We start from the raw sequence: 15,926 nt of genomic DNA on the forward strand, positions 1-15,926 counted from the left end.
CAAAGGTTGATCCTGCACCGCAACAGGGAAACAAAGCAGCAAAAAGGCCGGCTTGCGCCGGCCTTTTCAGTGTCCTCGGTATTCCTACGGATGAATGATCATTCCGCAGGTGGCAGCGCCATCGGCTCCACTTCCGGCGCCGGCGGCACGACGGCCGCCTGCTTCTCGCGCTCGTCGAGGATCATCTTGTCGCGCTTCACCGCGACTTCGCGGATCTTCGCCATGGAGGCGCCGGTGCCTGCCGGAATCAGCCGACCGACGATGACGTTCTCCTTGAGGCCTTCGAGCGGATCGACCTTGCCGTTGACCGCCGCTTCCGTGAGGACGCGGGTGGTCTCCTGGAACGAGGCCGCCGAGAAGAAGGAGCGGGTCTGAAGGCTGGCCTTGGTGATGCCGAGCAGAACCGGCGTCCCCGTGGCGATCTTCTTGCCCTCTTCCTTGGCCTTCGCGTTGATCTGGTCGAACTCGATCTTGTCGATCTGCTCACCCGAGATCATGTCCGTGTCGCCCTGGTCGGTGACTTCCACCTTCTGGAGCATCTGCCGGACGATCACCTCGATGTGCTTGTCGTTGATGAGCACGCCCTGGAGCCGGTAGACCTCCTGGATCTCGTTGACCAGATAGGCCGCGAGTTCCTCGATGCCCTTGACCGCCAGAATGTCGTGCGGCGCCGGGTTGCCTTCCACGATGAAGTCGCCCTTTTCGACGACGTCGCCGTCCTGAAGGTGGATGTGCTTGCCCTTCGGGATCAGGTACTCGCGCGCCTCGTCGGTCTTGTCCATCGGCTCGATCGAGATGCGACGCTTGTTCTTGTAGTCGCGCCCAAACCGGATGGTGCCCGCGATTTCGGCGATGATCGCCGCATCCTTCGGACGCCGAGCCTCGAACAGTTCCGCCACCCGCGGCAGACCGCCGGTGATGTCGCGCGTCTTGGCGCTTTCGGTCGAGACACGGGCGAGAATGTCGCCCGCCTGGACCTTGGCTCCGACATCGACCGACAGAATGCCGTCGACCGACAGCATGTAGCGAGCATCGCCGCCACGGGCGAGCTTGAGCACCTTGCCGTCCTTGCCCTTGATCACGATGGCGGGACGCAGGTCCCCGCCGCCGCGCATCGAGCGCCAGTCGATGACCACGCGCTTGGCAATACCGGTGGCCTCGTCGAGCGTTTCCGAGATCGACTGTCCCTCGACCAGATCCTCGAAGCCGATGGTGCCTTCGACCTCGGTGAGGAGCGGACGGGTGTAGGGATCCCATTCGACGATACGCTGGCCGCGCTTGACCATGTCGCCCTCGTCGACGTGCAGGCGCGAACCGTACTGAATACGGTGCGTCGCACGCTCGGTGCCGTCGGCATCGACGATCGCGATCACCATGTTGCGAACCATCGCAACCAGGTGGCCGTCGCTGTTGCGGGCGATGGCCTTATTCCTGATCACGATCTTGCCGTCGAAGTTGGATTCGACGAAAGATTGCTCGTTCAGCTGCGCCGCACCGCCGATGTGGAAGGTACGCATGGTGAGCTGGGTGCCCGGCTCGCCGATCGACTGGGCCGCGATGACCCCGACCGCTTCGCCGTGGTTGACCGGCGTGCCGCGAGCGAGATCGCGGCCGTAGCACTTGCCGCAGATGCCGTTGACGAGCTCGCAGGTCAGCGCCGAGCGGATCTTCACCTCCTGGACGCCGCCCTGATGAATGGCATCCAGATGGCTCTCTTCCATCAGCGTACCGCGCTTGAAGATCACCTTGCCCGTGCTGTCACGCACGTCTTCGCAGGCCGTGCGTCCGAGGATGCGCGAGCCGAGCGAAGCGACCACGGTGCCGGCATCGACGATGGCGCGCATCTTGATGCCGAGCTTGGTGCCGCAATCGTCCTGCGTGATGATGCAATCCTGCGCGACGTCGACGAGACGACGGGTCAGGTAGCCGGAGTTCGCAGTCTTCAACGCGGTGTCCGCGAGGCCCTTGCGGGCGCCGTGGGTCGAGTTGAAGTACTCGAGCACCGAGAGGCCTTCCTTGAAGTTCGAGATGATCGGCGTCTCGATGATCTCGCCAGACGGCTTGGCCATCAGGCCGCGCATGCCGGCGAGCTGGCGCATCTGGGCCGGCGAACCGCGGGCACCGGAGTGAGCCATCATGTAGATCGAGTTGATGTCGGCATCCGCCCCGCTCGCCGTCTTCTTGGTCGAGGAAATCTCCTTCATCATCGCCTTGGCGATTTCTTCCGTGGCCTTCGACCAGGCGTCGACGACCTTGTTGTACTTCTCGCCATGGGTGATCAGACCGTCGTTGTACTGCTGCTCGAAATCCTTCGCCAGCGTACGTGTGGTGTCGACGATCTTCCACTTGGAGTGCGGCACGACCATGTCGTCCTTGCCGAACGAGATGCCGGCCTTGAACGCGTTGTAGAAGCCGAGCGCCATGATGCGGTCGCAGAAGATCACCGTCTCCTTCTGACCGCAGTGGCGGTAGACCTGGTCGATGACGCCGGAGATCTCGCGCTTGGTCATCAGCTTGTTGATGATCTCGTACGGAACGCGCGGGTTCTTCGGCAGCAAATTGCCCAGCATGACGCGGCCAGCGGTGGTCTCGATCCAGCGCTTGGAGATCTTGCCGGTCTCGTCGATGCCTTCCCACCGGTACTTGATCTTGGTGTGGAGGTGGATGACCTTCGCGTGCAGCGCGTGCTCGAGCTCCGCCATCTCGCCGAAGATCTTGCCCTCGCCGGGCAGGCCTTCGCGCATGATGGAGACGTAGTAGAGACCGAGCACGATGTCCTGCGACGGCACGATGATCGGCTGGCCGTTCGCCGGATGCAGGATGTTGTTGGTCGACATCATCAGGACGCGCGCTTCCAGCTGCGCTTCGAGCGACAGCGGGACGTGCACGGCCATCTGGTCGCCGTCGAAGTCGGCGTTGAACGCGGCGCAGACCAGCGGGTGGAGCTGGATCGCCTTGCCCTCGATCAGCACGGGCTCGAACGCCTGGATGCCGAGGCGATGGAGCGTCGGTGCGCGGTTGAGCAGCACGGGATGCTCGCGGATGACCTCGTCCAGGATGTCCCAGACCTCGGGCCGCTCCTTCTCGACCAGCTTCTTGGCCTGTTTCACGGTGGTGGACAGACCCTTGGCGTCAAGCCGCGAGTAGATGAACGGCTTGAACAGCTCGAGCGCCATCTTCTTCGGCAGGCCGCACTGATGCAGGCGCAGCTCGGGACCGACCACGATCACCGAACGGCCCGAATAGTCGACGCGCTTGCCGAGCAGGTTCTGACGGAACCGGCCCTGCTTGCCCTTGAGCATGTCGGCGAGCGACTTCAGCGGACGCTTGTTGGCACCCGTGATGACGCGGCCACGGCGGCCGTTGTCGAACAGAGCGTCGACGGCCTCCTGAAGCATGCGCTTCTCGTTGCGGATGATGATGTCCGGCGCGCGCAGCTCCATCAGCCGCTTCAAGCGGTTGTTGCGGTTGATGACGCGGCGGTAGAGGTCGTTGAGGTCCGAGGTCGCGAAGCGGCCGCCGTCCAGCGGCACCAGCGGACGCAGGTCCGGCGGAATCACCGGGACCACGGTCATGATCATCCATTCCGGCTTGTTGCCGGAGTGGCGGAACGCTTCCACGATCTTCAGGCGCTTGGCGAGCTTCTTGTGCTTGATGTCGGAGTCGGTCTCCTGCATCTCCGCGCGCAAGGTCAGCTCGAGCTTCTCGAGGTCCATGCCCTTGAGCAGCTCGCGGATCGCTTCCGCGCCGATCATGGCGGTGAAGGAATCCTGGCCGTATTCGTCCTGCGCCTTCAGATACTCGTCTTCCGACAAGAGCTGACGGTCCTTCAGCGCGGTGAGGCCCGGCTCGAGCACGACGTAATATTCGAAATAGAGGATCCGCTCGAGATCCTTCAACGTCATGTCGAGCAGGAGGCCGATGCGCGAGGGCAGCGACTTCAGGAACCAGATGTGGGCGACGGGGGCTGCGAGCTCGATATGGCCCATGCGCTCGCGCCGGACGCGCGACAGCGTGACCTCGACCGAGCACTTCTCGCAGATGATGCCCTTGTACTTCATGCGCTTGTACTTGCCGCACAAGCACTCGTAATCCTTGATCGGCCCGAAGATGCGGGCGCAGAACAGGCCGTCGCGCTCGGGCTTGAAGGTACGGTAGTTGATGGTTTCCGGCTTCTTGATCTCGCCGTACGACCAGGACAGAATCTTCTCGGGGCTCGCGATCGAGATCCGGATCTGGTCGAAGACCTGAGCCGGCGTCGTCGGATTAAAGAGATTCATAATTTCTTGGTTCATCGTCTTCTCCTCGCGTGCCGGTCGCCTCCGGCAGCAAATTCGAAAATCACTATGCGGGGCGCCCTGCCCTCGCGACTCCAGGACTGGGCACCGATGCCCGGCCGTTCAGGCCGGGCATGAGGGTCGTCTTACTCGGCCGCTTCCGCCGTCCCCGGTCCGACCTTGGAATTGTGCAGGTCGACGTTGAGGCCGAGCGAGCGCATTTCCTTGACCAGCACGTTGAACGATTCCGGAATACCGGCCTCGAAGGTGTCGTCGCCACGCACGATCGCCTCGTACACCTTGGTACGGCCAGCGACGTCGTCCGACTTCACGGTCAGCATCTCCTGGAGCGTGTACGCCGCGCCGTAAGCCTCGAGCGCCCACACTTCCATTTCGCCGAAGCGCTGGCCGCCGAACTGCGCCTTGCCGCCCAGCGGCTGCTGGGTAACGAGCGAGTACGGACCGATCGAACGCGCGTGGATCTTGTCGTCGACGAGATGGTGCAGCTTGAGCATGTAGATGTAGCCCACCGTCACCTTGCGGTCGAAGGCATCGCCGGTGCGGCCGTCATAGACGGTCGACTGGCCCGAAGCGTCGAGACCGGCAAGCTTCAGCATCTCCTCGATGTCGGCTTCCTTGGCGCCGTCGAACACCGGCGTCGCGATCGGAACGCCGCGGCTCAGATTGTGGCCGAGCTCGATCAACTCGTTGTCGTTGAGCGACTTGATCGTCTCGTCCTCGCCGTAGACCTTCTTCAAGGTTTCCTTCAGCGGCCTGATGTCCTGCTTCGACAAATAGGCATCGACCGTCTGGCCGATACGCTTGCCGAGGCCGGCACATGCCCAGCCGAGATGGGTCTCGAGGATCTGTCCGACGTTCATGCGCGAGGGCACGCCGAGCGGATTGAGCACGATGTCGGCATGCGTACCGTCTTCGAGGAACGGCATGTCCTCGATCGGCACGATCTTCGACACCACGCCCTTGTTGCCGTGGCGGCCGGCCATCTTGTCGCCGGGCTGGATCTTGCGCTTCACCGCGACGAAGACCTTGACCATCTTCATCACACCGGGCGGCAATTCGTCACCGCGCTGAAGCTTTTCGACCTTGTCGAGGAAGCGCTGTTCAAGCCCCTTCTTCGACTCGTCGTACTGCTTCCGCATGGCCTCGATCTCGGCCATCAGCTTGTCGTTCGGCGAAGCGAACAGCCACCACTGCGACTTCGGGTACTCCTCGAGCACCGCACGGGTGATCTTGGTGTCCTTCTTGAAGCCCTTCGGACCGGCGATGCCCTGCCGTCCTTCGAGCAGCTCGGCAAGACGGTTGTAGACGTTGCGGTCCAGGATCGCCTGCTCGTCGTCGCGATCCTTGGCCAGACGCTCGATCTCTTCCCGCTCGATCGCCAGCGCACGCTCGTCCTTGTCGACGCCGTGCCGGTTGAACACGCGCACTTCGACGATGGTGCCCTGCACGCCCGGAGGAACGCGCAGCGAGGTGTCGCGGACGTCGGAAGCCTTCTCGCCGAAGATGGCGCGCAGGAGCTTTTCTTCCGGCGTCATCGGGCTTTCGCCCTTCGGCGTGATCTTGCCGACCAGGATGTCGCCGGCGCGCACTTCCGCGCCGATGTACACGATGCCGGCTTCGTCGAGGTTCTTCAGCGCTTCTTCCGAGACGTTTGGAATGTCGCGGGTGATTTCCTCGGGTCCGAGCTTGGTGTCGCGGGCCATCACCTCGAATTCTTCGATATGAATTGAGGTAAACACGTCTTCCTTCACGATCCGCTCGGAGAGCAGGATCGAGTCCTCGAAGTTGTAGCCGTTCCACGGCATGAACGCGACGAGCACGTTCCGGCCGAGCGCGAGCTCGCCGAGATCGGTCGACGGACCGTCGGCGATGATGTCGCCCTTCTTGACGATGTCGCCGACCTTCACCAGCGGACGCTGGTTGATGCAGGTCGACTGGTTGGAGCGCTGGTACTTCATCAGCCGGTAGATATCGACGCCCGACTTGGTCGGATCGAGATCTTCGGTGGCGCGGATGACGACGCGGGTCGCGTCGATCTGGTCGATCACGCCCGAACGGCGCGCCGCGATCGCAGCACCCGAGTCACGCGCAACCACGCCTTCCATGCCGGTGCCGACGAACGGCGCCTCGGCGCGAACCAGCGGCACCGCCTGGCGCTGCATGTTCGAGCCCATCAGCGCGCGGTTGGCGTCGTCGTTCTCGAGGAACGGGATCAGCGCGGCTGCGACCGAAACGAGCTGCTTCGGCGACACGTCCATGTAGTCGACCTTGTCCGGGGTCACCGGCAAGACTTCGCCGGCGTGACGGCAGACCACGAGGTCTTCGGTGAAGCGGCCCTTCGGATCGAGCGGCACGTTGGCCTGCGCGACCGTGTAGCGGCCCTCTTCCATTGCTGAGAGGTACACGACCTCGTCGGTGACGCGGCCGTCCTTGACCTTGCGATACGGGGTCTCAACGAAGCCGTACTTGTTCACGCGCGCGAAGGTCGCGAGCGAGTTGATCAGGCCGATGTTCGGACCTTCCGGCGTCTCGATCGGGCAGATGCGGCCGTAATGCGTCGGATGCACGTCGCGCACCTCGAAGCCGGCGCGCTCGCGGGTCAGACCGCCCGGTCCAAGCGCCGACAGGCGGCGCTTGTGGGTGATCTCCGACAGAGGGTTGGTCTGGTCCATGAACTGCGAGAGCTGCGAGGAGCCGAAGAACTCGCGCACGGCAGCGGCCGCCGGCTTCGCGTTGATCAGGTCCTGCGGCATGACCGTGTCGATGTCGACCGAAGACATGCGCTCCTTGATCGCGCGCTCCATGCGGAGCAAGCCGATGCGGTACTGGTTCTCCATGAGCTCGCCGACCGAGCGCACACGGCGGTTGCCGAGATGGTCAATGTCGTCGATCTCGCCCTTGCCGTCGCGCAAATCCACCAGCGTCTTGATGACGGAGAGGATGTCTTCCTTGCGCAGCGTGCGCTGGGTGTCGGGCGCATCGAGGTCGAGGCGCATGTTCATCTTGACGCGGCCGACCGCCGAGAGGTCGTAGCGCTCGGCGTCGAAGAACAGCGACTGGAACATCGCCTGCGCCGAATCCAGCGTCGGCGGCTCGCCGGGACGCATGACGCGGTAGATGTCGAACAGCGCGTCCTCACGCGTCATGTTCTTGTCGGCCGAGAGCGTGTTGCGGATATAGGCGCCGACATTGACGTGGTCGATGTCGAGCAGCGGCAGTTCCTTGTAACCCTGCTCGTTGAGAGCCTTCATCGACTTGTCGGTGATCTCTTCACCGGCTTCCGCGTGGATCTCGCCGGTCTTGGGATTGACGAGGTCCTCGGCGATGTAGTTGCCGACGAGCTCCGCATCCGACAGGCGCAGCGCCTTCAGACCCTTCTCCTGCATCTGACGCGCACCGCGCACGGTGAGCTTCTTGCCGGCTTCGAGCACGACCTTGCCGGTATCGGCGTCGATCAGGTCGTTGATGGTCGAGTAGCCGCGGAAACGATTGGCGTCGAACGGAACGCGCCAGCCTTCCTTGATCCGCTTGTACTGGATCTTCTTGTAGAAGGTGCTGAGGATCGCCTCGCCGTCGAGACCGAGCGCGAACATCAGCGACGTCACCGGAAGCTTGCGGCGACGGTCGATACGCGCATAGACGATGTCCTTGGCGTCGAACTCGATGTCGAGCCAGGAGCCGCGATACGGGATCACGCGGGCGGCGAACAGCAGCTTGCCCGACGAATGGGTCTTGCCCTTGTCGTGGTCGAAGAACACGCCCGGCGAACGGTGCATCTGCGAGACGATGACGCGCTCGGTGCCGTTGACGATGAAGGTGCCGTTCATCGTCATGAGCGGGATATCGCCCATGTAGACGTCCTGCTCCTTGATGTCCTTGACCGACTTCGCGCCGGTTTCCTCGTCGATATCGAACACGATGAGGCGCAGCGTCACCTTGAGGGGAGCCGCGAAGGTCATGCCGCGCTGGCGGCACTCGTCGACGTCGTATTTCGGCGGCTCGAACTCGTAGCGGACGAATTCCAGCATCGAGGTGCCCGAGAAGTCGGAGATCGGGAACACCGAGCGGAACACCGCCTGCAAGCCCTCGTCCGACCGTCCGCCCTGGGGCTCGTCGACCATCAGGAACTGGTCATAGGACGCCTTCTGAACCTCGATGAGGTTCGGCATCTCGGCCACTTCCTTGATGTGTCCGAAGAACTTGCGAACGCGTTTGCGACCGGTGAATGTCTGCTGCGCCATCGTGGCCTCTCATTTTCGTCGCCCGATTTGGGCGCGCCCTCCGGAACGCGGCGACCGCCGCTCCCCGGGTTGAATTTTTCGAACCCGTCTTGGGGGCCGGAGACTCAGTTTCAGGCAGGAATGTCCTGAATCTGTTCTTCAGACCTTCAAAACGCAAAACGACGCGCGGGGCGCAGGAGCGCGCCCGCCCGTCACAACCATCCTCTTCACGGACTGCAAAAGCCCGAAATAGCTTGCTCTCCCAACGGCTTACAGGGAATGCGGCATCCCTGCCCACCGCGCTTTCGTGCTGCCGACCCGATATGGGGCGACATTAGTGCAGATTCGAGGGACAAACCCTCAAATCCCCACACTTTTTCGTGTTCGGCCTGCGTCGGGTCGTTCCGTCGCACGCCTTTTGCATCCAGCCCACCCTTTCGGGGAGTGGACCGAGACCCCGGTTGCGATGATGCGCACCGGGATCTCGTGCCAGTAAGCGTTGCTTACTTGAGCTCGACCTTCGCGCCAGCCTTCTCGAGCTGGGCCTTGAGCTTCTCGGCTTCGTCCTTGTTCACGCCTTCCTTGACAGGCTTCGGCGCGCCCTCGACGAGGTCCTTTGCTTCCTTCAGGCCCAGGCCGGTGATGGCGCGGACTTCCTTGATGACCTCGATCTTCTTGTCGCCGGCGGCGGCAAGAACGACCGTGAACTCGGTCTTCTCTTCGGCCGGAGCGGCGGCAGCGCCACCACCAGCCGGGCCGGCCACGGCGACAGCCGCGGCAGCCGAAACGCCCCACTTCTCTTCGAGGAGCTTCGCGAGTTCGGCAGCTTCGAGCACGGTGAGGCTCGAGAGGTCGTCAACGATCTTCTGCAGGTCAGCCATTGTTCAGTTTCCTTGAATGTAAGTCTGGTTCGGGTTTGAGTTTTGCGAAGGGCGTCAGGCCGCTTCGCCCTTTGAGGCATAAGCCTGGATGACGCGCGCGAGCTTGCCCGCGGGCGCGTTGGCGAGCTGAGCGATCTTGGTCGCCGGGGCCACAAGCAGGCCGACGATCTTGGCGCGCAGTTCGTCAAGCGACGGCAGCGAGGCAAGTGCCTTCACGCCGTCGACATTCAGGACGGTCTTTCCCATCGAGCCGCCAATGATGACGAACTTTTCGTTCGCCTTGGCGAATTCGACGGCGACCTTTGGCGCCGCTACCGGATCGTCCGAGGTGGCGATCACGGTCGGTCCCTTCAGCATGGGGCCGATGGCAACGACGTCAGTGCCTTCAAGAGCAATTTTAGCGAGACGGTTCTTCGAGACCTTCACCGAGGCGCCAGCCTGCTTCATCTGCATGCGCAGCTTCTGCATCTGGGCAACGGTCAGGCCGGAATATTGGGCAACGACCGCGACGCTCGTGGTCTTGAAGACCCCATTGAGCTGTTCGACCGCTTCCTTTTTTGCCGCTCGTTCCACAGCAAGCTCTTTCCGGTTGGCGGTCATCGCGAAAGCGGGACCGCCGGGTTGCACCCATCGTCCCGCCCAAACCTGAACCTCAGGGCCAAACCCATCGGACACGCCGGGCAAGACGACAATTCAAAGCCTGCCCTCCGGGAGCCCGTTAGGGCCCACGGCGTGTCGAGGTCCGAACCAAACCCATTCCGCAACCGACCCTAAGGTGGCCACGAAGTGAAATCCGGTCTTCACCCGTCTATGCAGGCCATGCGATTAAGCCGTTGAGAAATCGAAATTCCCCGCGGGCGCCTGCAGTCTTGGACAGGACAAGGTCAGCCGGCGAACCGCCCGACCTCTGCCCGCATCCCACACCCGACGAATTTCCCTCCTTTTCCAGCCAATCCTCACGGACGTCCTGAAAAGGAATGATCTCCATCGCTTGTTTTCGGAATGCGTGCACGAACGCGCCAGCCGAGGCCGGCACGTCCGGAAGCGGTTCTTTAACCGCTCGGGGCCTGCTTGCCAAGAGCAAAATTCACACCAGTTCCAATCCGTTGCCGCTCGCGCTTAACCATGGCCGACAAGGGCCGGTTTCCGCTCATTTGACCTCATAAGGCAGCGGCCTGCCTTCGAAAAACGCGGTCAGGTTCGCCAGCACGCAGTTCTGCATGGCTACGTGCGATTCGAGGGTGTGGCCGCCGATATGGGGGGCGAACACGACATTTGGGAGCGCCGTCAGCGCGTCCGGGGCGTGCGGTTCCTGGTCGTAGACGTCGAGACCGGCGCCGGCGATGGTCTTTTCGGTGAGCGCCACCACCAGGGCTTTCTCGTCGATCACCGAGCCGCGGGAGATGTTGACGACATAGCCGTCCGCCCCGAGGCGCTTGAGGATATCGGCGCTGACGGCATGCTGGGTCTCGGCCCCTGCCCGGACCGCGATCATCAGCACGCTGCACCAGTCGGCGAGCGCCTCCAGCGTCGGGAAATATTGATAGGGCAGATCGTACCTACTGCGGCTGAAATAGCCGATTTCGCTCTCGAAGGATGCGCAGCGCGCTGCGATCTTGCGGCCGATCTCACCCATGCCGTAGACGCCGATGCGGCGGCCCGGCATCCCGGCCTGCGGGCGCATCATCGGCGAGGGCTTTGACGCGGCCCAATCGCCGCTGCGGACGTACTGGTCGGCAACCAGGATTCGCCGCGTCGTCGCGAGCATCAGGGTCATCGCGATGTCGGCGACCGAGGCCGCATTGGCGCCCGGGCTATGTCCGACCGCAATGTTGCGGGCAACAGCGGCCTTCAGGTCAACACCGTCATAGCCAGTGCCGTAGCAGACGATGGCGCCGAGCTTCGGAAACAGGTCCATCGCCTCCGCACCCAGTGGCGTGCCACCCGCGGTGAGCACCGCGCGGATGCCGCCGAGTTCGTCGGCGGAAAACACCTCGCGCGCAGGCTTGCCGCCGGTGTCGAGCAGCTCGAACCGCTCGGCGAAGCGCGCCATCATCGTCTTGGGAAAGCGCGAGTAGATCAGGGCCTTGTCAGTCATTGTTCTTGTTTCCGGTGAACGCCGTCACAAACGACGAGGGGCGGAATCGGTTGCCCAATTCCGCCCCTCGCCTCATGTCATTTCCAAACCTTAGCCGAGAATGGTGCCCGGCTCGACCTTCACGCCGGGACCCATCGACGAGGACACTGCAACGCGCTGGATGTAGGTGCCCTTGGAACCCGCCGGCTTGGCCTTGGAGACAGCGTCAGCCAGAGCCTTGATGTTCTCGACCAGCTTTTCCTCGGTGAACGAGGCCTTGCCGACGCCAGCCTGCAGGATGCCGGCCTTCTCGACGCGGAACTCGACCGAGCCGCCCTTGGCGCCCTTCACGGCGCCGGTGACGTCCATGGTCACGGTGCCGATCTTCGGGTTCGGCATCAGGCCGCGCGGGCCGAGCACCTTACCAAGGCGGCCGACCAGCGGCATCATGTCGGGGGTTGCGATACAGCGGTCGAAATCGATCGTGCCGTTCTGCACCTTCTCGACCAGGTCCTCGGCGCCAACGACGTCGGCCCCCGCCGCCTTGGCCTCGTCGGCCTTGGCGCCGCGGGCGAACACGCCGACGCGGAGCGTACGGCCGGTGCCGTTCGGCAGGGTCACGACACCGCGGACCATCTGGTCGGCGTGACGCGGATCGACTCCGAGATTGATCGCGACCTCGATGGTCTCGTCGAACTTCGCTTTCGCGCGTTCCTTGACCATCTTGATGGCGTCCGCGAGCGGGTAAAGCTTTTCGCGATCAATACCTTCACGGGCTTTGTTCAAACGTTTTCCGATTGCCATGAGCCCTTACCCCGCCACTTCCAGACCCATCGAGCGGGCAGAGCCCTCGACCATCTTCATGGCCGATTCGATGGAATCGCAATTGAGATCCTTCATCTTCTTCTCGGCGATCTCGCGCACCTGCGCCTTGGTCACCGCGCCGGCCTTGTCACGGCCCGGCGCCTTGGAGCCGGACTGGATCTTGGCAGCCTGTTTGAGGAAGAAGGACATCGGCGGGGTCTTCATCTCGAAGGTGAAGGAACGGTCCGCATAGATGGTGATGACCACCGGGATCGGGGTGTTCTTCTCTTCCTTCTGGGTCTGGGCGTTGAACGCCTTGCAGAACTCCATGATGTTGAGACCGCGCTGACCGAGCGCGGGACCGATCGGGGGCGAAGGATTCGCCGCACCGGCCGGGACCTGAAGCTTCAGGTATCCGGTCACTTTCTTTGCCATGTATCACTCCTGTTGGGCCGGCCTGGACCGGCGGTTTCAGGTTCGTGGTCTGGGTCGGATGCGGCTGGCAACCGCCCTCTCCCTCCCACGGCCTCTTGTTGCGCGAGACCGAAGTCTCGCGCCTACCCGATCAGACCTTCTCGACCTGACCGAATTCCAGTTCGACCGGCGTGGCGCGGCCGAAGATCGACACCGCGACCTTCACGCGCGAGCGCGCCTCGTCGATTTCCTCGACCACACCCGAGAACGAGGCAAACGGGCCATCGGCCACGCGCACGTTCTCGCCGATTTCGAACGACACCGACGCCTTCGGCCGCTCCACGCCCTCTTGCACCTGGTGCAGAATGCGCATGGCCTCGGCTTCCGAGATCGGCATCGGCTTGTTTTCCGCGCCGAGGAAGCCGGTCACCTTCGGCGTGTTCTTGATCAGATGGAACGCCTCATCGGTCAGCTTCATCTTCACCAGCACGTAGCCCGGGAAAAACTTGCGCTCGGCGTCGATCTTGCGGCCGCGGCGCACTTCCGTGACCTTCTCGGTCGGGACCAGCACCAGCTCGAACAGCTCCTCGAGCCCGCGCTGCTTGGCCTGCTCGCGGATCGATTCGGCGACCTTCTTCTCGAAGTTCGAATAGGCGTGGACGATGTACCAGCGCTTGTCAGACAATTGAGCCGTTGCTGTTGCCATCAGTGAATGCCCAGAAGGAAGGTGATGAGGACGCGGATGATCTGGTCGGCGGCGAAGAAGAAGATCGAGGCCACGGCGACCATCACGAACACCATGATGGTGGTGATCGTGGTCTCGCGGCGGGTCGGCCAGGTGACCTTGGCGGTCTCCGAGCGCACTTCCTGCAAGAACTTGAACGGGCTGACTGCCATCGTTTGATGTCCAACGTCCGTCGACAGACGCGAATGAATTTCAGGGATCCGAACAGCCGCCGTTGGCCCAGCCCTCTGTCTCGAAGGATGAGCCGGAATCCGGGCTCGATTGTTCGGGGATTTCAAAGCCGCGCCGGAGATCCGCGTCTAACGGGCCGGCTGCGAGTGCGCGGTATCTACTGCGGATGGGGCCAAAGGTCAAGACAGGGAGGGCTGGCGCGAGCAAAACGACCTCCACAGGCGACCGACCAGAGATCAGGCCGATCAAGGGCTTATCTGCCGCCTGCAATCCGCCGTCCCAAGGGGCGCAGCCGGTTCCTGGCAGGACGAGACCACCGGGCCCGTCATCTGCCGCCCCATTAGCGCCTCCTCAAGGTCAGTCGGCCCGGTCGATCGTCGAAATGCCCGGCAACGGCACAACGAACTTTCCGCCCTCGGCGAAATAGCCGGCATGCTTGGCCCGGATCGGGTCCACGTAGCGCCAGGCGAAGACGACGACGAACGCTGGCTTGCGCTCGTAAAGGGCGGCGGGCGGCAGGATGGGGATGTCGTATCCCGGGCCGGCCATCACGTTCGCCTTCTTGGGATCGTCGTCCACCAGGAAGTCGATCTTGTTCTCCAGGCCGAACTGCGGCAGCAGGGTCGTGGTCCCGACCGAGACGCCGTAGCCGGCCACGAGTTGACCGCGCGCATGGGCGGCATCGGCCATCGCGACCAACTCGTCGCGGATGGCGGCGATCCTCTTCGCATAGGGCACATAGTAGCCCGGCTGGTCGACGCCGAGCCGATCTTCCTCGGCGATGAAGCGCGCGACCTCAGCGGACGGCTTCTTCGCGCCGCCGGCACGCTGCACCGTCACCCGGATCGAGCCGCCCTTGGTCTCGATGTGCTGGACGTCGATCACTTCCATGCCGAGCCGCGCGAAGAAGCGCGTCAGCGGCTTGATGTTAAAATACGACAGATGCTCGTGATAGACGGTGTCGAGAAGGTTCTTCTCGGTGACGTCGAGGCCATACTGCGTTTCGAAAACGAACAGCCCGTCCGGCGCAAGCACGTCGCGAACCCCGATCACCAGCGGGTCGAGATTGTCGACATTTGCGATCATGTTGTTGGCGATCACGACGCTGGCCGCGCCGTGGCTTTGCAGGATGCGGCGACCGATGGCATCGGTGAAGAAATCGCCGATGGTCTCGATTCCTGCTTCCGTCGCACGCCGCGCGATGTCGACGGCGGGATCGACACCCAGCACCCGCATGCCGCGCTCCCTGAAGAAACCGAGCAGCGATCCGTCGTTGCTGCCGAGCTCGACGACCAGCGAGCCCGGCGCGACGGCGAACCGGCTGACGACGTCGTTGGCATAGCCTGCGAAGTGCTCCCGCAGGCCAAGCGAGAGCGAGGTGGTATAGACGTAGTTGCGGTACTGGATCTCCGGATTGCCGACGTGGAGAATCTGCAGGTGGCCGCAGTCTGCGCACAGGTGCAGCGCCATCGGCACCGCGGCCCGAAAGACAGAATCGTCGGCGCTTGCATCCGGCACCTGGAAGTTCGGGGTGCCGATGGGCATGCCCGCCATCGGGACGACAAGCTCTTGCTTGTCCGAATGACAGAGGCGGCAGGTATGGCGGACGTAAAACAGGTTTTTCATCGTAGGACCGTAAAACGGAGACATGCGAGCGGGTGAGGCAATCTCACCCCGTGGTGATCAGATCGACGGCACCGCCTCAGGACGCCGGATATTCCGCGCCACCGATGATGAGGTCGATCGCGGCCATCATCCAGAACTGATGCGTGGTCTCGACGATGTTGTAGCTGCGGCTGTCGACGTAATAATTGACGTCGCCGAGATTGCGCAGCGGATTCTCGGCGTTCATGCCCGACAGCGTGATCACATCGAGCTTCATCGCCCGCGCCTGCGCGACCGCATTGAGAATATTCTTCGAGCGTCCCGACGAGCTGATCGCGACGAGGCAATCGCCGGCGCGGGCGCTCAGCCGCACAGCATGCGCAAGCCAGTGCTCGAAACCGTAATCATTGGCAAGACACGACATCATGCTGGCATCGCTGAAGCAGAGTGCGGGCACCGATGCGTTCTTCGCCAGATCGATCGCGAGATGGGAGGCGATGCCGGCCGAGCCTCCATTGCCGATGAAGATGACTCGGCCGCCCTGCTCGCGCGCGCGCAACCAAGCCGTGCGGGTGGCGGAAATCCTGGCGAAAACCCCGTCGTCAACCGCCGTCGCGCGATGGAGGCGCCCCACATAATCGTCGAGGAAGGCCTTGTGATCGGGATTGATGGGCTCCACAGGCATGGGTTGGCAGCTCGACGGCAACATGG

At 63.1% G+C, this 15,926-nt stretch carries 11 protein-coding genes; all 11 read right to left on the minus strand.

The genetic code is table 11. From position 1 onward, the window contains the following. Nucleotides 1-98: 98 nt before the first annotated feature. Nucleotides 99-4,295, minus strand: a complete 4,197-nt coding sequence (gene rpoC, locus ABIB90_RS13995) for a DNA-directed RNA polymerase subunit beta' (protein WP_007602997.1) — start codon at nucleotides 4,293-4,295, stop codon at nucleotides 99-101. Nucleotides 4,296-4,423: 128 nt separating this feature from the next. Further along, nucleotides 4,424-8,539, minus strand: coding sequence for a DNA-directed RNA polymerase subunit beta (gene rpoB / locus ABIB90_RS14000; RefSeq protein WP_007602996.1), 4,116 nt, complete (start codon nucleotides 8,537-8,539; stop codon nucleotides 4,424-4,426). 482 nt (nucleotides 8,540-9,021) lie between these two features. Continuing rightward, nucleotides 9,022-9,399, minus strand: a complete 378-nt coding sequence (gene rplL, locus ABIB90_RS14005; protein ID WP_007602994.1) for a 50S ribosomal protein L7/L12 — start codon at nucleotides 9,397-9,399, stop codon at nucleotides 9,022-9,024. A 54-nt stretch (nucleotides 9,400-9,453) separates the two neighbouring features. Continuing rightward, on the minus strand, nucleotides 9,454-9,972 hold the full coding sequence (rplJ, locus tag ABIB90_RS14010; protein ID WP_035995742.1) for a 50S ribosomal protein L10: 519 nt from the start codon (nucleotides 9,970-9,972) through the stop codon (nucleotides 9,454-9,456). A gap of 577 nt (nucleotides 9,973-10,549) precedes the next feature. After that, nucleotides 10,550-11,497, minus strand: a complete 948-nt coding sequence (locus ABIB90_RS14015) for a 2-hydroxyacid dehydrogenase (RefSeq protein ID WP_354200905.1) — start codon at nucleotides 11,495-11,497, stop codon at nucleotides 10,550-10,552. A 90-nt stretch (nucleotides 11,498-11,587) separates the two neighbouring features. Further along, nucleotides 11,588-12,280: a 50S ribosomal protein L1 gene (rplA, locus tag ABIB90_RS14020; RefSeq protein WP_007602988.1), complete on the minus strand. Its 693-nt coding sequence runs from the start codon at nucleotides 12,278-12,280 to the stop codon at nucleotides 11,588-11,590. A gap of 6 nt (nucleotides 12,281-12,286) precedes the next feature. Beyond that, on the minus strand, nucleotides 12,287-12,715 hold the full coding sequence (rplK, locus tag ABIB90_RS14025; RefSeq protein ID WP_007602986.1) for a 50S ribosomal protein L11: 429 nt from the start codon (nucleotides 12,713-12,715) through the stop codon (nucleotides 12,287-12,289). Nucleotides 12,716-12,845: 130 nt separating this feature from the next. Continuing rightward, nucleotides 12,846-13,400 (minus strand): transcription termination/antitermination protein NusG, encoded by a 555-nt coding sequence (gene nusG, locus ABIB90_RS14030; protein ID WP_007602985.1) that lies wholly within the window; start codon nucleotides 13,398-13,400, stop codon nucleotides 12,846-12,848. Continuing rightward, entirely contained in the window at nucleotides 13,400-13,591 is a 192-nt protein-coding gene (gene secE, locus ABIB90_RS14035) for a preprotein translocase subunit SecE (RefSeq protein ID WP_007602984.1), read from the minus strand. Before secE ends, nusG begins: the two co-directional genes overlap by 1 nt. 376 nt (nucleotides 13,592-13,967) lie before the next feature. After that, complete coding sequence (locus ABIB90_RS14040) at nucleotides 13,968-15,260, minus strand: methyltransferase domain-containing protein (protein WP_311985920.1); 1,293 nt, start codon at nucleotides 15,258-15,260, stop codon at nucleotides 13,968-13,970. Between the two features lie 52 nt (nucleotides 15,261-15,312). Then, entirely contained in the window at nucleotides 15,313-15,900 is a 588-nt protein-coding gene (locus ABIB90_RS14045) for an SIS domain-containing protein (RefSeq protein WP_354200906.1), read from the minus strand. Nucleotides 15,901-15,926 lie beyond the last annotated feature (26 nt).

The organism is Bradyrhizobium sp. JR4.1 (genome assembly GCF_040548605.1).
GTDB lineage: Bacteria > Pseudomonadota > Alphaproteobacteria > Rhizobiales > Xanthobacteraceae > Bradyrhizobium > Bradyrhizobium canariense.

Bases quoted from the DNA above. Each gene is read 5' to 3' on its own strand.
- ABIB90_RS14040 (WP_311985920.1), bottom strand. From the start codon at position 15,260: ATGTCTCCGTTTTACGGTCCTACGATGAAAAACCTGTTTTACGTCCGC.
- rplL (WP_007602994.1), bottom strand. From the start codon at position 9,399: ATGGCTGACCTGCAGAAGATCGTTGACGACCTCTCGAGCCTCACCGTG.
- rplK (WP_007602986.1), bottom strand. From the start codon at position 12,715: ATGGCAAAGAAAGTGACCGGATACCTGAAGCTTCAGGTCCCGGCCGGT.
- ABIB90_RS14015 (WP_354200905.1), bottom strand. From the start codon at position 11,497: ATGACTGACAAGGCCCTGATCTACTCGCGCTTTCCCAAGACGATGATG.
- secE (WP_007602984.1), bottom strand. From the start codon at position 13,591: ATGGCAGTCAGCCCGTTCAAGTTCTTGCAGGAAGTGCGCTCGGAGACC.
- rpoC (WP_007602997.1), bottom strand. From the start codon at position 4,295: ATGAACCAAGAAATTATGAATCTCTTTAATCCGACGACGCCGGCTCAG.
- rpoB (WP_007602996.1), bottom strand. From the start codon at position 8,539: ATGGCGCAGCAGACATTCACCGGTCGCAAACGCGTTCGCAAGTTCTTC.
- rplA (WP_007602988.1), bottom strand. From the start codon at position 12,280: ATGGCAATCGGAAAACGTTTGAACAAAGCCCGTGAAGGTATTGATCGC.
- ABIB90_RS14045 (WP_354200906.1), bottom strand. From the start codon at position 15,900: ATGCCTGTGGAGCCCATCAATCCCGATCACAAGGCCTTCCTCGACGAT.
- nusG (WP_007602985.1), bottom strand. From the start codon at position 13,400: ATGGCAACAGCAACGGCTCAATTGTCTGACAAGCGCTGGTACATCGTC.